General features: G+C 43.9%; 15 protein-coding genes. 6 read left to right on the top strand and 9 right to left on the bottom strand.

Going from position 1 to position 14,992, the window contains the following annotated elements; translation table 11 throughout:
• Position 1 precedes the first annotated feature (1 nt).
• The 7 genes from lptC to BMX56_RS05790 form a co-directional block, all read right to left on the bottom strand.
• Complete coding sequence (gene lptC / locus BMX56_RS05820) at positions 2 to 586, bottom strand: LPS export ABC transporter periplasmic protein LptC (RefSeq protein WP_090642286.1); 585 nt, start codon at positions 584 to 586, stop codon at positions 2 to 4.
• A 4-nt stretch (positions 587 to 590) separates the two neighbouring features.
• The gene (locus tag BMX56_RS05815) at positions 591 to 1,907 is read right to left on the bottom strand and encodes a PorV/PorQ family protein (protein ID WP_090642283.1); all 1,317 of its coding nucleotides are present in this window, start codon (positions 1,905 to 1,907) and stop codon (positions 591 to 593) included.
• Entirely contained in the window at positions 1,900 to 2,643 is a 744-nt protein-coding gene (locus tag BMX56_RS05810) for a type III pantothenate kinase (RefSeq protein WP_090642279.1), read from the bottom strand. Before BMX56_RS05810 ends, BMX56_RS05815 begins: the two co-directional genes overlap by 8 nt.
• Positions 2,643 to 3,335 (bottom strand): phosphoribosylformylglycinamidine synthase subunit PurQ, encoded by a 693-nt coding sequence (purQ, locus tag BMX56_RS05805; protein WP_090642276.1) that lies wholly within the window; start codon positions 3,333 to 3,335, stop codon positions 2,643 to 2,645. Before purQ ends, BMX56_RS05810 begins: the two co-directional genes overlap by 1 nt.
• A gap of 127 nt (positions 3,336 to 3,462) precedes the next feature.
• On the bottom strand, positions 3,463 to 4,449 hold the full coding sequence (locus BMX56_RS05800) for a DUF6427 family protein (protein WP_090642273.1): 987 nt from the start codon (positions 4,447 to 4,449) through the stop codon (positions 3,463 to 3,465).
• Between the two features lie 75 nt (positions 4,450 to 4,524).
• On the bottom strand, positions 4,525 to 5,133 hold the full coding sequence (locus BMX56_RS05795) for a hypothetical protein (protein WP_090642270.1): 609 nt from the start codon (positions 5,131 to 5,133) through the stop codon (positions 4,525 to 4,527).
• Positions 5,117 to 5,593 (bottom strand): RNA polymerase sigma factor, encoded by a 477-nt coding sequence (locus BMX56_RS05790; RefSeq protein ID WP_090642267.1) that lies wholly within the window; start codon positions 5,591 to 5,593, stop codon positions 5,117 to 5,119. Before BMX56_RS05790 ends, BMX56_RS05795 begins: the two co-directional genes overlap by 17 nt.
• 181 nt (positions 5,594 to 5,774) lie before the next feature.
• On the opposite strand from BMX56_RS05790, the gene BMX56_RS05785 reads away from it, so the two are divergent.
• From BMX56_RS05785 to BMX56_RS05775, 3 genes are all read left to right on the top strand, one after another.
• On the top strand, positions 5,775 to 6,128 hold the full coding sequence (locus tag BMX56_RS05785) for a YciI family protein (protein WP_090642264.1): 354 nt from the start codon (positions 5,775 to 5,777) through the stop codon (positions 6,126 to 6,128).
• Positions 6,129 to 6,175: 47 nt separating this feature from the next.
• A complete protein-coding gene (locus BMX56_RS05780; RefSeq protein WP_090643926.1) occupies positions 6,176 to 7,405 on the top strand; it encodes an RNA polymerase sigma factor in 1,230 nt (409 codons plus the stop codon).
• Positions 7,406 to 7,565: 160 nt separating this feature from the next.
• On the top strand, positions 7,566 to 7,922 hold the full coding sequence (locus BMX56_RS05775; RefSeq protein ID WP_090642261.1) for a TfoX/Sxy family protein: 357 nt from the start codon (positions 7,566 to 7,568) through the stop codon (positions 7,920 to 7,922).
• 181 nt (positions 7,923 to 8,103) lie between these two features.
• Here BMX56_RS05775 and BMX56_RS05770 read toward each other — a convergent pair whose 3' ends face one another.
• Positions 8,104 to 9,147: a helix-turn-helix transcriptional regulator gene (locus BMX56_RS05770; protein WP_090642257.1), complete on the bottom strand. Its 1,044-nt coding sequence runs from the start codon at positions 9,145 to 9,147 to the stop codon at positions 8,104 to 8,106.
• A gap of 132 nt (positions 9,148 to 9,279) precedes the next feature.
• On the opposite strand from BMX56_RS05770, the gene BMX56_RS05765 reads away from it, so the two are divergent.
• Together BMX56_RS05765 and BMX56_RS05760 are read left to right on the top strand one after the other, a co-directional pair.
• The gene (locus tag BMX56_RS05765) at positions 9,280 to 10,734 is read left to right on the top strand and encodes an RtcB family protein (RefSeq protein ID WP_090642254.1); all 1,455 of its coding nucleotides are present in this window, start codon (positions 9,280 to 9,282) and stop codon (positions 10,732 to 10,734) included.
• An 83-nt stretch (positions 10,735 to 10,817) separates the two neighbouring features.
• Positions 10,818 to 11,315, top strand: a complete 498-nt coding sequence (locus BMX56_RS05760; protein ID WP_090642251.1) for a hypothetical protein — start codon at positions 10,818 to 10,820, stop codon at positions 11,313 to 11,315.
• Positions 11,316 to 11,880: 565 nt separating this feature from the next.
• Here the strand turns inward: BMX56_RS05760 and BMX56_RS05755 are convergent.
• On the bottom strand, positions 11,881 to 13,038 hold the full coding sequence (locus BMX56_RS05755) for a glycoside hydrolase family 130 protein (RefSeq protein ID WP_090642248.1): 1,158 nt from the start codon (positions 13,036 to 13,038) through the stop codon (positions 11,881 to 11,883).
• Positions 13,039 to 13,491: 453 nt separating this feature from the next.
• On the opposite strand from BMX56_RS05755, the gene BMX56_RS05750 reads away from it, so the two are divergent.
• Positions 13,492 to 14,904: a 3' terminal RNA ribose 2'-O-methyltransferase Hen1 gene (locus BMX56_RS05750; RefSeq protein ID WP_090642246.1), complete on the top strand. Its 1,413-nt coding sequence runs from the start codon at positions 13,492 to 13,494 to the stop codon at positions 14,902 to 14,904.
• Positions 14,905 to 14,992: the final 88 nt, after the last annotated feature.

Here is a 14,992-nt window from a genome sequence, read left to right as displayed (position 1 = left end):
ATTATTGTGTCACTTTTTCGTCCACATGAAATATGCCGGTACTACTTTTAAGTGTAGGGTGCAGGAAAGCGTCATCGCTTTCAAAGCTATCGCCGTTCATTACGTTCCCCCCGTTCATGGTTACCTGTACAGGTTTGTGCGAATAAACTTTTTTTGTAGTCTGGTCCCAGTAAAGCTCGTCAGATTTATAGGTTTCGCCCTTGGCATTGGTTGCCACTACGTTTTTGTGAAACTCAATAAGCTTTTTAGTATCGCGGGAAATACCCGTATCTGCAACAATATTACCCGATTCCTGCTGGGTTTGTTTATCGTAAAGTATAACCTTTACGCCTTTGGGCATTACCTTGTAAGGATCTTTTGTTTGGTACTGCAACATAAGCGGGGCCAACAAGTGCAGCTTTACTTTTGCCGAGTCGCTCATAATCAAATCAACCCCGGTTGTTGGTTCAACTACTATCCCTACTTCGTTAGATGCAATCTCTTTAACCTTGTTCAGGTCATTTTCGCAGGATGATATGGAAAAGGCAAGCAGGGGCAATAACAGCAGGCCTAAGCCTTTTACATATTTTGCCCCGTGGTACATCATGTTATTAATCGAATTTATATTTGGTAAACCACCTGTCGTTAAGCGTAAAGCCTAAGTGCAGGTTAACATAGTTTTCTTTAACCAGGCCATTAGCCAGCGTACCTCTTTTACCAACCTCGGCAGAGAAGTTTATTTTGTAAAAACTACCGTTGTTAGGGCGTAATGGCAAGCCAAAGCCGGCGGTAACAGCTACCCTTTTTATCCGGGTATTATTTACAACCATGTAGGTTTCATCATAAATACCCCCAATACGGTAATCAACAGTGGCCAGGTAGTTGCGGATGGTACCAATGTTTGGGGTAATTTGCGCGCCAACATTAATGGTGCGACTGTTTACCAAACCCTGGTTTTGACCATCAATGCTGTAGTTTGACCATTGCCCCATTGAATAATCGGCGCCAACTAAAAACTTGCCATCATTTTGGAACGATATCCCGAACCTGTTTATTTGAGGAAGTTTCAGCTTTACTGATGAGCCTTGTTTGTTTATAACGCTATCAACCGCAATGTTAGGGTTGCCATTGGCATCATTGGTGTAATGGCTTACAATAAAGCTGGATTGTGAATTAAGCTTTGACCCTGCCGATGCCGAGTAACCCAAAATAACGTGCTTTGTTTGGGAAAGATCAATGGAATATTGCAGGCCGTAATCGTAATTTAAACCGCCGATTGAATTAGTTTGTTCAATTTTGGTATTTAAAAATCCGGCCAGGTCGGGTGTTTCGGTGGTGGTATTATCTTTAAGATTACCAAATATATACGATACATTAGCTCCTATTAACAGGTGCTTGGCTATTGTAAAACCATAACCTATATAGGCTTTTGATAAGCCGCCATCACCATTATAACTATAGTTGGTTACATTGGTATCGGCAGGCGACGAAGTGCCTAAACTGCTAACCGACTTTTTATAGTTATAGCCACGTTCGCTGTAAGGCAACAAGCCAAAACTCAATGCCGAATGCTTACTAACAGGAATACCAAAAGCGATGTGGCTTAACCTGAAGTTTTTATTGCTTTGGCTGGTTTGCCCGGTTTGGCTCAGGGTTGAAAAATTACTATAGATACCAATATCAATAGTAGTTAAATTAATAGCCGCGTATGATGCCGGGTTAAGGAAGTTGATGTTATTAAACAAGCTGATCCTATTGGTTGCAACGCCAATACCGCCAGTACCAAGGCTTTGGGCTGTTGACTGTGGGCTGATATCGCCCAAACCGAACCTTGAATATGGAGAGCTGGTGGTAGATTGCGCGTTTGCTGCAAATACAATTACTGCAGAAAATAGAAGTGTTAAAAGAAACCTGGTATATTTAATCATTATGCTTTTGTATAGCTGCGTTTAATCCTTTTAAAACCAAATAAGGTTCAATTTTTATGTAGGGGGCAAAGATGCTATTTTTTAACAGCGTATCAAAAAAAATACTGTCGCCCCCGCTTAGCACAATATTTAGTTGGTTATCAATGGCTTTATAACTTTCAATAAACCCTGTTAACTCATATTTTATACCGTTTTGCACCCCCGAACGTATGGCGGTTTCGGTATTGTTTCCGTAGCCCGGCGTAAACCCCGCATCGGCATTTATTAGCGGCAAACCGGCGGTATAATAATTTACAGCCTTATAACGCATATTTAAACCCGGTGATATGCTGCCTCCAAAATAATTCCGGTTGGCATCAACATAGTCGTAGGTTATGCAGGTGCCGCCTGCTATTACCAGGCTATTTTGTCCGGGGTATATATGGCTCGCCCCTATAACAGCAGCCATTCTATCAGTACCAAGTGTTTCGGGGGTTAGGTAGTGGTTTTGTATTCCACTGGTCATGGTGTTGTTAAATGTAACCAACGGTATTTTCGATGTTAAGCTTTTTTGCCAGGGCTCCACATTTTTTTTTACCGACGATACAATTCCCCTGTCAACTTTATACTCACTGATCAGTTCATCCGGCCTGGTCATGGGCACATCTTCAAATTGTTCAACCGCAAGCAACTCGTCCAGCTCAAATACGGCAATCTTTGTAAATGTGTTACCAATATCGATAACCAGGCTGGTCATCAGGCCCTAACTACTGATAGTATTGATTCAAAAATGGCCAGTCCATCTTCGTTAGCCAACAAAGCATCGGCAGCACGCTCCGGGTGAGGCATTAAACCAAATACATTGCGTGTTGCATTGGTAATACCGGCAATATTTTCCAATGATCCGTTCGGATTGGCATCAGCTGTAATATTACCTGCCTCATCGCAATAGCGGAACATTACCTGGTCGTTATCATTTAAGCGTTTTATCACATCGGCACTGGCAAAAAAGTTGCCCTCGCCATGGGCAATAGGGATTTTGTATGCCTGTTCCTGCTCTAAACCAACAGTAAGCAACGATTGGGTTGTTTGCGGTTTAAGGTAAATGTTGCGGCAAATGAATTTACGGTTTTCGTTATGCAATAAAGCGCCATCCAATAAGCCCGCTTCGGCCAATATCTGGAAACCGTTGCAAATACCCATTACATAACCGCCTTTTGCTGCAAACTGGATAACCTCCTGCATGATTGGCGAAAAACGCGAAATAGCACCTGAACGAAGATAATCGCCAAAGGAGAAACCGCCGGGTAAAACAACAAAGTCTACACCTTGCAGGTCATGGTCTTTATGCCATAACCTTACAACCTGCTGACCCATTATTTTTTCTAATACATATATGATGTCTTCATCACAGTTAGAGCCCGGGAATATAACTACGCCAAATTTCATCTGATTTGTTTTTTTGTGTAAGTTTTTATGATACTACAATCGCCTGGTTGTTTGTTTAAACAGCAGCCAATAATAGTTTCACGCTACAAAACTAATATAACCGCTGAAATTTGGACGAATGTAAAAGTTAAAAATTGTTAAACTGAAAGTAGATAATGCTGATTAACAGCAATAAAAACAAGCTTTCGTAAAACCATTTTTTGGTTGCGTATAAAAAATAATAGGCAAAAAACACTGCGGCGGGTGCTATACACAATAAAAAATGATTAATGTGAAAAGAAGCATTTACATAAAATGAAAATCCTGCAATCAAAAAAATAAAAAATAACAGCTGGAAAGATTTACGGGTTTGCACGTAACTTTTAAAGAAATTTTGCTGCAATTTAAAAATGCAAAGTACCAATATCATCAAAACGGGTATCAGCAGCAGGTAATTATAGGAGTTGATGCTGATATGATCAGGAAATTTTTTACCCAGTGGCAACCAGATATTATAAAAAACAGCAATCTTATCATTCAGATAGTAAAACACCGCTAAAAAGAAAAAGATGGTGACATACCCTAAAATGCCCGATACCCAATCGCGCCAGTTAAACGGTTTAAATAATATGAGCGCTATCCAAATAGCCAAAAACAAATAAATAAACGGGAAGTAAATAAGCGAGCCAAGGGCAACTATCATACCTGCATCATAGGATATTGATTTGGCATTATCTCCTTTGTACAGGCTAAATAGCTTAAATAGCATCCATATCAGCAAAAAATTACATATTAGCGGCGCGCTTAATATTAAAAAAGGCGAAAACAGGCCCGAAAGCGTTACATACATCAATGCAGGCAAAAAAGAGGGCTTGCTTAATAAATTATAGTGGTTTATTAAATAGTTAAGCAGCATTGCCTGTATCAGTATCAACACGCCTGCAATCAATATATTCAACCCGGGCGATAGCGCATATTCGTAAGCAACAGGTACCAGCAGGCGTGCAAACGGCTCAACAAATACAAATTCCAGTTTATCGGGTACATGAATGATATAGCCAAGCCGGGTGATAAAAAGCACAACCACCAGCCACAAAACATTCAAAGGATTAAAAGACCGGAAAACCTGGATCATAGCGGGCGATAATTTGCAGCGGCAAAATTAGTACAAAAAGCGAAAAGGACGACAAGAGATTTAATCGCGAACAACTTACTCCGTTTCTTTAGATGCCTCCAATTGCTTATTTATAGCCTGCAATTTTTCGATAGCGCCGCTCATTTCGGCCTGTTGTTTTTTAAACCGCCTTCGGCCTAAATAAAAATAAGCAAAGGCCATCCAGCCAAAAGAGCATAAAAAAGTAATACTTGCCCATAAAACGCTCATCCTATTTTCAAACTCCATCATGTACAAAAACAGGCCAAAGCTCAAAAACACAAAGTATAAGCTCATTACTTTGGTTTGGATGAACTGCTGTTTTTTTTGTATCGAAATCAATTCGTTCAGGTAAGTAAAAGTATCAGCTTCGGGATGGCTTTTAAACAGCCCCATATGCAAACCGCTGCTTACCGCCACAAAAGCAACTATCGAACATACAATCAGGATAATACCTGCGGTGGTTGTAAATACCCGCGTACTCAAATTGGCCCATATTACAATTACAAAAATGGCAGTTGCCATTAATACCAGGTTGGCCCATATTAACTTGTTTTTTGTTTTACGTTTTAAATCAATCGCTTTTTTTATCACCGCGTTAATATCGGGCTTATTGCCGGCGGGCTGCTGTTGCCAAAGCGTTTTTAAATCAATATTGCTGCTCATACTTTTTAAATTTTCGAGATAGTTTTTCTTTAATCCGGTAAACCTTTACCCTGATGTTGGTTTCAGAAAGACCAGTAATAGCGGCTATTTCGGCTTGCTTTATATCTTCCAGTTCTAATGAAATGATGATGCGGTCAATCTCGGGCAGTTGGGCTATACATTTATACAGCAATTGCACCTGGCCTTCTGTATCGGGTGGTGGTTTATCTTCCAGTTCGGCCGGCATCTCGCCTGGTGGCATCCGGTTTTGTTTTTCTAACTGGCGCAGGCAATGGTTTGATGCGATGCGGAAAATCCACGTACCTATGGCCGATTCGTTCCTGAACTGATCGAGCTTTTGCCAAACGGTAATAAATGTATCCTGCGTAACATCGCGGGCACGGTCGTGATCATTCATATACCCCATGCATACACGGAAGATTTTGCTGTAATAGGTATCGTAAATTTCTTCGAACGACATGCACTTGTTTTGTTTCGATTATTTAGATACTGGATTTTTTAAAATGCTACATTTATTTTTCGATTGCAAATTTGGCGTATCTTGAACCGGTAATTGAAATATATAAATATTTTTCGGACCGTTGTCCTATCCGGCAAAACCTGATCGTCTTATAGCTTTAATCACCAAAATTTAAATCATCATGAACGAATTTTTATTGATCTTCAGACAAGTTGAGGAAAACGCTACAGAGTCACGGTCGCCAGAGCAAATGCAGGCAACCATGAAATTATGGATGGACTGGCTGGGCGGTGTTGCCGCACAAAACAAGCTGGTTACCAATGGCAACCGCCTGTATAACGGCACAGGATCTGTAATAAGGCCAGATGGGATAGTTACCAACGGCCCTTATGTTGAAATTAAAGAATTAATTGGCGGCTACTCCATCATCAAGTGCGATACTTTGGAAGAGGCTACCGAAATTTCAAAAGGCTGCCCAATTTTGCTGGTTGGCGGTAATGTTGAGGTGCGCCAGATTGTACCCATGAATATGTAATTTTATGCTGCCACCTCCTGCATGCGGGAGGTGGCATTATGCTTGCCATGAACAATACCGAACTGCTGCCGCATTTATTCCGTACCGAGTACCGTAAAATAGTATCGGTGCTATACAAGCACTTTGGTTTTGAGCATCCCGAAATTGCCGAAGATATAGCCAGCGAAACTTTTTTAAGCGCCGCCGAAACCTGGGGACTTAAGGGCCTGCCCGAAAATCCGGTAGCCTGGCTTTACGCTGTTGCCCGCAACAGGGCCAAAGATTATTTAAAACGCAATAAGATCTTCGACCAAAAAGTTACCCCCATCCTGCAATCGGCACAGTCGGATTACGCGGAGTTTGAAATAGACCTGTCGGACAAACACATTAATGACAGCCAGCTACAGCTGATGTTTGCCATTTGCCAGCCGGTGTTGCCTGCCGAAGCACAAGTGAGCCTGGCGTTGAGAATTCTTTGCGGGTTTGGGATTGATGAAATTGCCGACGCTTTTTTATCCAACAAAGCCACCATCAATAAACGCCTGTTCAGGGCGAAAGAAAAATTACGGGAAGAAAAAGTGAAGATTGAATTCCCGGCCACTTCCCAAATAAGCAAAAGGCTGCAGGCGGTTTTAACTACCCTGTATTTATTGTTTAACGAAGGCTATTACTCTACCAGTCAGGATGCCCCTTTACGCAAAGACCTTTGTTTAGAGGCCATGCGCCTTACCTACCTGCTCATTGAAAATGAGTTGACCAACCTGCCCGAAACTTATGCCCTGATGGCGCTGATGTGTTTCCATTCCTCGCGTTTTGATGCCCGTACCGATGAACATGGCGAAATGGTGCGGTATGACGATCAGGATACCAGCCTTTGGGTTGATGAGTTGATAGATAAAGGAAAACACTACCTGGAACTCGCATCTAAAGGTAACCAGGTAAACAAATACCACCTGGAAGCGGCCATTGCCTACTGGCATACTGTAAAAGAGGATACGATAAATAAATGGGAAAGCATCCTGCAGTTATACAACCGCCTGCTGCAAATTGCCTATTCGCCCGCAGCCGCACTCAACCGTACCTATGCTCTGTACAAAGCCCGCGGTAAACAGGATGCCATTATTGAAGCCGAAAAACTAAAGTTGAACGATAACCACCTGTACCACGTGTTATTGGGCCATTTGTATAAAGATGCAGATAACACATCTGCCATAGCTCATTTGCAAACCGCGCTAAACCTGGCCAAAACAGCAAGCGAGAAAAGCCGCATCAAAAAAGATTTAGCGCAATTAAGGTGACCTGATTTTCGTTAAATTTATGCCTATATATAATGATACCTATTGCTTTGTTAATCATGTAATGATGGATAGCCTTTAGTCGAAAGTCTTAAATTGCCGGTAAAAAAAAGGAGAAATTTGACTTTTGACTCAAGACTTAGTACTATTAACTTAACACAACATGGCCTACGACGAACAATTAACCAACCGCGTGCGCGAAGCGCTAAGCGAACAGCCCAAAATTGCCGAGATAAAAATGTTCCAGGGGTTGTGCTTTATGGTTGATGATAAAATGTGCGTTTGTGTGCGCGATACCGGCCTGCTTTTCCGCATTGGCCAAAACCAGGCAGCTGTTGAACTGGAAAATGGCGATTGCCGCCAGATGATAAACGGCGGCCGGGTAATGAAGGATTATGTTTGGGTTGATGGAGACGACATTGGCTCCAATAAAAAATTTGACTATTGGATAGGTTTGGCTTTGGAGTTTAATAAGGTAGCTAAGGCATCGAAGAAGCGGGGAGGAAAGGGGAAAGGCTAAAGGTGATGGGCAAAAGGTCAAAATGTTTTCCCGAAAACTGTGTCCTCACAGGCATCTTCCCAATATATAGTCCGGTTGCCCAGTCCGAACAAACTGCCATCGGAATAGTGGTTTGTGAGGACACAAACCGATGGAAAGGGATACAAACCGGAGGAAAACTTTTACAACTGAACATTGCCCTTTATTCTTCCGAACTAACCTGTATAGCCGAGGGAACTTCATATCTGTTGAGCGATTTTTGCAATAATATCTTCATCTGTTTAACCAAAATCCTGGGTCCTAATACCTTTATTTTGGGGCCGAAACCCAGCAGTTCGCGTTCCAGCTCAAAATTCATGATTACGCGGATAGTAAAAACTTTGCCGCCGTTCTCTTCGCTCACTACTTTTTGAGTATGGTGCAGGGGCTTGGTAATCACGTAGGGGGCGTTGGCATCATCAATCCAGAACACAACCTGTGTATCGCGCTGTCCCGGCGATTTGGTTACACCGATAACATCACTATAATAAGTGCCAAAATCTATCGATTTATTTTCGCGGTACTCATCGGAATGCTCTTCTATGGTTTGAATCCTATCGAGTGCCAGGTTTAACATTTGGGCATTTCTTTTATGTGGCATGCCCAATACAAACCAGCGGTTACGGTATTCTTTTAACAGGTACCCGCTAAAGCAAAAGGTGTTAGCCTCGCGCGCTTTGAACGATTGGTAGGTAATGCACATGGTCTTTTTAGCTACGATGGCCTTACGGATAACCTCGATATACTCCAGCCCCTTCAGGTTATCATTCTTTTCAAAATCGATAACCGGCGCGCTGTGCGTTTTTTGGGAATAGATTTTATCCTCCAGCTTGCTCACCATTTCGTTCAGATCGGTAAAGTGGTTAAAGCCTTTAAATTGTTTTAGCAGGCTCGATACCTCGCTCAAAACTTTTAAATCCTGCTGGTTGATGGGGCTGTTGGTAATGCTGTAATTTTTATCGGCATAGGTATAATACTTTTTATCTACCACTATAATGGGAGCCTCATAACCCAGCTTATTGCTGCGCATCATCTCGATATCGGCCTGTACCGAGCGGCGGCTCACGCCTTTATCAATGCCTTCAAATTCGTATAAGGCGTCTGAGCAGGCATCAATCAAATCGTCAAGCGTCCATTTTTTATAGCGGTTTTGCAGGCAATTGTCAATAGTACGATAGCGGATAAGGGCATTGCGGTTTACAGGCATATTTGTTGATTTCGGAATTCGGATGTTCGATTTCGGATTTATTTTGGATGAATTTATAAAATATTTTTTACTGCGCAAAAAGGCTGCGCAGCAAGGCTTTTATTTTGTATCATCAAAAAGATAATAATGGTCATGGAAAAAGAAAAGATCAGCAACAACAACTTAAAAGACCTGGGTATTAATGACGTGGATATATTGGTAAGCTTTGGCCGTGTGGCATCGGGCTTATTGAAAAACGAGGTAATGAGCAAAACCGATATACTGGCCAACCTGGAAGCTTTAATTAACGACCCGGCAACCTACCTGTTTAACAACGATGGCAAGTTTAAAAACCTTGCCGAAAATGTTATCGCTTTGCGTAAAGAGGGCCGTTTTTTAAAACAGCTACAGGACGAGTTTAAGCTGAAAGAGGCCGTTACCGATTTCCCGGTTTGGGGAGCAGAGCATATTCATGCAGGCGCGATGGCCCAAATGCGTTCGGCTGTGCAGTTGCCGGTTGCTGTTGCAGGCGCTTTAATGCCCGATGCCCATCAAGGCTATGGCCTGCCTATTGGCGGTGTGCTGGCTACAACAGCCAATACCATTATACCCTTCGCGGTGGGCGTGGATATTGCCTGCCGGATGTGCCTGAGCATTTTTGATTTGCCGGCCCAAATGATAGATACCGAAACGGATAAATTAAAAACCATGCTGGGCGACCATACTTTTTTTGGCATGGGATGTACTACAAAATCGCATTTTGACAGCTCATTGTTTGATAGCAATACCTGGGGTGAGACCAGGATGATCCGTTCGTTAAGAAACAAGGCGTACGCGCAGTTGGGTACCAGCGGAACAGGTAACCATTTTGTGGAGTGGGGCGAGCTAAGCATTGCCGATGGTGTTTTGGACGGAATACCTGCTGGTAATTACCTGGCTTTGTTATCGCACTCCGGTTCGCGGGGCTTTGGGGGTAGCGTGGCCAATCATTACTCTAAAATAGCCATGGACAAAACCAGGCTGCCTGCCGAAGCCAAGCACCTGGCCTGGCTGGATTTGGATAAGGAGGAGGGGCATGAATACTGGATTGCCATGAACCTTGCCGGCGAGTATGCCAGCGCCAACCACCACGAGATACATAACAAAATAGCCCGCGCGCTTAACCAGCAACCGGTTATGATGATTGAAAACCACCATAATTTCGCCTGGAAAGAAAAGCTGGCCGATGGCACCGAAGTAATGGTTCACCGTAAAGGGGCAACGCCGGCAGGCAAAGGTGTGTTGGGTATCATCCCCGGATCAATGAGTACGCCTGGTTTTGTGGTACGTGGTAAAGGCGATGCGGCCAGCATCAACTCGGCATCGCACGGCGCAGGCCGGTTAATGAGCCGGAGCGCCGCTTTTAAAACGCTTGATAAAGCAGCCATTGCCGCCAACCTAATTGATAAACGCATCACCCTGATGGGGAGCGATATGGACGAAGCTCCGATGGCCTACAAGGATATCCACACCGTAATGGCCGCCCAAAGCGACCTGGTTGAAGTACTGGCCAAGTTTGAGCCGAGGATTGTAAGGATGGCAGATGCAACGGAGAAACCCGAGGATTGAGGCATATCTTATACGATTATTAACAAATTAATTCCTAAACCTGCGTTGGTTCGTTTCACGGGCCAGCGCTAATTTTATTTACGATGAAACCTATCCCATCAACTACCGAAATATTGGCTTATAAAGTTCTAAACAGAAATATTGACGAAATCTGGATCAGATGGGCCGTTAATATGTTAATGGCAGGGTTTGATACAGAACACCTGGTAGAACTGGCCGGTGCAAGCGTTCATGATAGTCATTTTGAGTTGCAGCCCTTAACCACTAAAGCTTTAGATGAATTAAACCTTGATTATACAGATAAGCACCAAATAATCAGGAATTATGTAAGCTATTTAATTTTGCTTTCTTTAGATGGGATTACGCCAACGATAAAGGTATTAAAGATATTTTATGACATCTATTTCGAACTCGACGAGGGATCGTATCTTGAAGACTTTGCTCATCTTTATTATGCTAAGGAGGAGGAGCTACTTAATGATGGAGTTCAATGGTATTTTACATCTAAAGGCAACAGCGATATCGATTCCATCATTCACGATTACTTTGTTCAATGGCTGTTACAAAATCCTGTTAAGTGAGTCCAGCCCGTTTATTGTAGATCGACTTTTGTAAGCCGGAAACCCATATTATTTAATACTATTTTTTTCTTCCTAACGCTATTGTAAATGAGCTATTTTGTGCTTAACTTCATACTACCAATTTCAAATAAACCAAATATACAGGAGAAGTCGTCATGAAGAAAAATGTCACTGTAGTTAATCAGCCCGAGAAGGCGGAGGCTACAAAATCTGAATCAGTACCCTGCCAAAGTTTTAACCCCAAAATGTATCGCGATCATACGCGTTGTGATCATTCGCATGGGCGGGTTAATAAATTTCCGTTCGGCAGCAGCCACGGACCGTTATCGTTTTAGAGAGAACTTTATAACGACCTCTTTGCGCAGGCAGGCCATCCCTTGGTCTGTGTGTTTAAGGGTGCACACTTAGTGCTTAAAAAGTATGCGCCCTTAAATTTTTAGTCTAAAGCCTTAAGTTCTAAGTCAAAAAGAATTAATTTAACTTTTGATTATACACTTTAATACTATTAAACGCCTTTCTTCGAAATCCTTAAATTGACTTTCGACTTAGAACTCAAGACTTAACACTAATTCCCCCCAACCGGATCGGGCTTAGCCGGACTGGCCGGATCATAAACCGCAACTCCTACCCGCGAATCGGCGCAGCCGTAGTACAGGTACCATTTCTTTTTAAAGTAAACCATCCCCTCAATAAACACCGTTCCGTTAACATACTGCCCGCTTTTTTCAAAAGGCTCCATCGGCCTTAAAAAGGGCAGGTCGAGCCGGGTGATGTTCTTCGCCGGGTCTTTACTATCAAACAAGGCCTGCCCCGCGCAGTACGAGTTTGGGTTAAACCTGGTATCCCGGCCTTCGGCGGGTTTATTTTTACCGTTATAAAACAATATGATTCCCTTATGGGTCATCAACGCAGGCGGGCCGCATTCGGTAAGGTCGCTGTCAAAATAGCCGGGGCGTGGCGATATCAGTTGTTTTAATTCCATGTTTTTATCTACCACCGGCGCCCAGTCAACCAAATTGGTTGATGTTGCTGCATATACATGCTGCTCGCCCCAATACAGCCAGTACTTGCCATTTATTTTAATGATCACCTGTTTGCCATTCACTACTTTGGTGAGTATCGATGCCGATTTACTGGCGATGTTAAAAAACTTACCATGGTAAGCCGTTTCAAAAATAGGCCCGTGCTTTTTCCAGTGGATAAGGTCGGTTGAGGTAGCTACGCCCAGGCGGGGCAGTTTACGGTTCCATTCGGTATAAAACACAACGTAAGTACCGCCGGGGGTAACGGCCACTCGCGGGTCTTCACAGCCACCGGGCCATTCATAGGGTTTGGCAGCATCATTGGCCGGGTAAAGCACCGGGGCTTTTCGCCTGGTAAAATGCAGCCCGTCGCGGCTTTCGGCATAACCCAGCCGCGATGTGCGGAAACCGATGCCAATACCAAACTTATCTTCGGCCCGGTATAAAACCACCACCTTGCCATTTTTAACCGCCGCGCCCGGGTTAAAAGTATCGTTAGCCTCCCAGGCCACCGGCTTTTTACTCATCGGGTCAATAAACGTGAGGCTGGTATCGGGCGATATAATAGGGTTCAACTTTGCCGGGCGTGCAAAACCGCCAAAAGCCCAGTCGGGCAGTACATTGGTGGTAGCCTGCCCAAAACATGCCTGGCTTAACAGCAGCAAAACAAAAGCCCTGGCTATTTTAAAAATTGGTTTCATAAACGGGTTATATTGGTTTACAATAGTACGTGGTATTGCGGGGAATAAAAATTAAAAGTGTGAGTGTGTGGGAGGGGGGATATATAGCGATTGGGTTTGAAACTTTGAGTGTTTGAACGATTTTTAATTCCCTCCCCACGGGAGGGGTGCGGTTGGAAATGAGCGCAAAGGCAGGGAGGGGTTTATATGAGCGACGAGTTATAAAGCGGATTGAACGCCTGATTTAACCCCTACCTTCCCTTCCCCGAGGAAGGAATCGCACAGGCCACACCTCTTTTTTCTTTTAAATACCCAAGGTTTCAAACCAGCACTACGCCTGTGTTACCCCAAATAAAATTCACTATTTCAAAACCCACCCTCACTACGCAAAAAGGCTGCGCACTGCCCTCCTTACTTTGTATCCTATTACAAAACATCAATAAATAATTATACATTAAGCGCAGCTATCAATTTATGTTACTCACTATATCCACCACCCATTTTCCGGCCGATGAGCTGAGCTTTTTGCTGCATAAGCATCCGGCGAAGATCCAGTCAGTCGATATTTCTTCGGGCAAGGCCCATATATTTTACCCGGAGGTAAGCGCGCAAAAATGTACTGCCGCTTTGCTGCTGGATATAGATCCTGTAGGCCTGGTACGCAGCGCAGGCCCGAAAGGGAACGATTTTGCACTGGAGCAATACGTGAACGACAGGCCTTATGTAGCCAGTTCGTTCATGAGCGCAGCCATAGCCAGGGCCTATTCATCAGCCCTTAACGGCCGTTGTAAGGACAAACCCGAACTGGTTGATATAGCCATGCCCTTTACCGCAAAGCTGGCCGTATTGCCTGTTAAAGGAGGCGAAGTACTATTGAAAGCGCTTTTTGAACCTTTGGGATATACCATTAATGCGGTACAGCATCCACTGGATACAACTTACCCTGATTGGGGCAATAGCCGGTATTTTACCGTAGAGTTAAGCAACCAGGTAACGCTGCAGCAATTGCTATCTCACCTGTATGTGTTAATCCCGGTATGTGATAATGATAAACACTATTGGGTAAACCAGGAAGAGGTAGAAAAGTTGCTGGCTAAAGGCAAGGGCTGGTTGGAAACACATCCCGCAAGCGAACTCATCGTTCGCCGGCACATGAAAGGCCAGCGTTCACTGGCAAACCAAACACTGGATGTTTTACTGAGTAAAGACCAGGTTGAACCCGATACTGCTGAAATGGAAACTCCCCGAATAAATGATGCGGAAGAGCCGCAGTTGCGCATTCATGACCTGCGTTTACAGGCTGCCAAAGATGAATTACTATCTGCCGGCGCTAAACGCGTGGTTGATTTAGGTTGCGGAGAGGGCCGCCTCATCAAACTGTTATTAGCCGAAAAGCAATTTGAGTTTGTTTTGGGGATGGATGTAAGCTACCGCTCGCTGGAAATTGCCAAAGATAGGCTGAAGCTGGACCGGATGACCGAAAGGCAGCTGCAACGGATACAACTGATCCAGGGCTCATTAACCTACCGCGATAAACGCCTGCAAGGCTTTGACGGCGCTGCCCTGGTAGAAGTAATTGAACACCTGGACGAGCAACGTTTAACCACGCTGGAAATATCGGTGTTTGAATACGCCAAACCAGAAGTGGTAGTAATAACCACGCCCAACGCCGAATATAATGTACGCTTTGCCAATCATGAAGCAGGTAAAATGCGCCATAACGATCACCGCTTTGAATGGACAAGGCCTGAATTTGTAGCATGGGCAAACCGGGTGGCCACACAGTTTGGCTACGCCGTATCATTTAAACCCGTTGGTGAGGTTGACCCCGAGGTAGGTGCATTAAGCCAAATGGCGGTATTTAAGCAAGGAGAAAGTGGGTTGTAAACTCGAAATAATAACGGGGATGAAGTTTACGCATGGCGACGACTCACCCCGACGAGGCTGCGCCCGTCACCCCTCTCTCCGACTGCGT

Origin of the sequence: Mucilaginibacter sp. OK283 (assembly GCF_900110415.1) — a bacterium.
In the GTDB taxonomy this organism is placed as follows: domain Bacteria; phylum Bacteroidota; class Bacteroidia; order Sphingobacteriales; family Sphingobacteriaceae; genus Mucilaginibacter.
Note: the sequence above shows the minus strand (reverse complement) of the source record. Positions and strands in the feature narration are given on the sequence as shown.

Excerpts from the sequence above, each read along its gene's own strand:
- lptC (WP_090642286.1), bottom strand. The coding sequence starts at position 586 with ATGATGTACCACGGGGCAAAATATGTAAAAGGCTTAGGCCTGCTGTTA.
- BMX56_RS05815 (WP_090642283.1), bottom strand. The coding sequence starts at position 1,907 with ATGATTAAATATACCAGGTTTCTTTTAACACTTCTATTTTCTGCAGTA.
- BMX56_RS05810 (WP_090642279.1), bottom strand. The coding sequence starts at position 2,643 with ATGACCAGCCTGGTTATCGATATTGGTAACACATTTACAAAGATTGCC.
- purQ (WP_090642276.1), bottom strand. The coding sequence starts at position 3,335 with ATGAAATTTGGCGTAGTTATATTCCCGGGCTCTAACTGTGATGAAGAC.
- BMX56_RS05800 (WP_090642273.1), bottom strand. The coding sequence starts at position 4,449 with ATGATCCAGGTTTTCCGGTCTTTTAATCCTTTGAATGTTTTGTGGCTG.
- BMX56_RS05795 (WP_090642270.1), bottom strand. The coding sequence starts at position 5,133 with ATGAGCAGCAATATTGATTTAAAAACGCTTTGGCAACAGCAGCCCGCC.
- BMX56_RS05790 (WP_090642267.1), bottom strand. The coding sequence starts at position 5,593 with ATGTCGTTCGAAGAAATTTACGATACCTATTACAGCAAAATCTTCCGT.
- BMX56_RS05785 (WP_090642264.1), top strand. The coding sequence starts at position 5,775 with ATGAACGAATTTTTATTGATCTTCAGACAAGTTGAGGAAAACGCTACA.
- BMX56_RS05780 (WP_090643926.1), top strand. The coding sequence starts at position 6,176 with ATGAACAATACCGAACTGCTGCCGCATTTATTCCGTACCGAGTACCGT.
- BMX56_RS05775 (WP_090642261.1), top strand. The coding sequence starts at position 7,566 with ATGGCCTACGACGAACAATTAACCAACCGCGTGCGCGAAGCGCTAAGC.
- BMX56_RS05770 (WP_090642257.1), bottom strand. The coding sequence starts at position 9,147 with ATGCCTGTAAACCGCAATGCCCTTATCCGCTATCGTACTATTGACAAT.
- BMX56_RS05765 (WP_090642254.1), top strand. The coding sequence starts at position 9,280 with ATGGAAAAAGAAAAGATCAGCAACAACAACTTAAAAGACCTGGGTATT.
- BMX56_RS05760 (WP_090642251.1), top strand. The coding sequence starts at position 10,818 with ATGAAACCTATCCCATCAACTACCGAAATATTGGCTTATAAAGTTCTA.
- BMX56_RS05755 (WP_090642248.1), bottom strand. The coding sequence starts at position 13,038 with ATGAAACCAATTTTTAAAATAGCCAGGGCTTTTGTTTTGCTGCTGTTA.
- BMX56_RS05750 (WP_090642246.1), top strand. The coding sequence starts at position 13,492 with ATGTTACTCACTATATCCACCACCCATTTTCCGGCCGATGAGCTGAGC.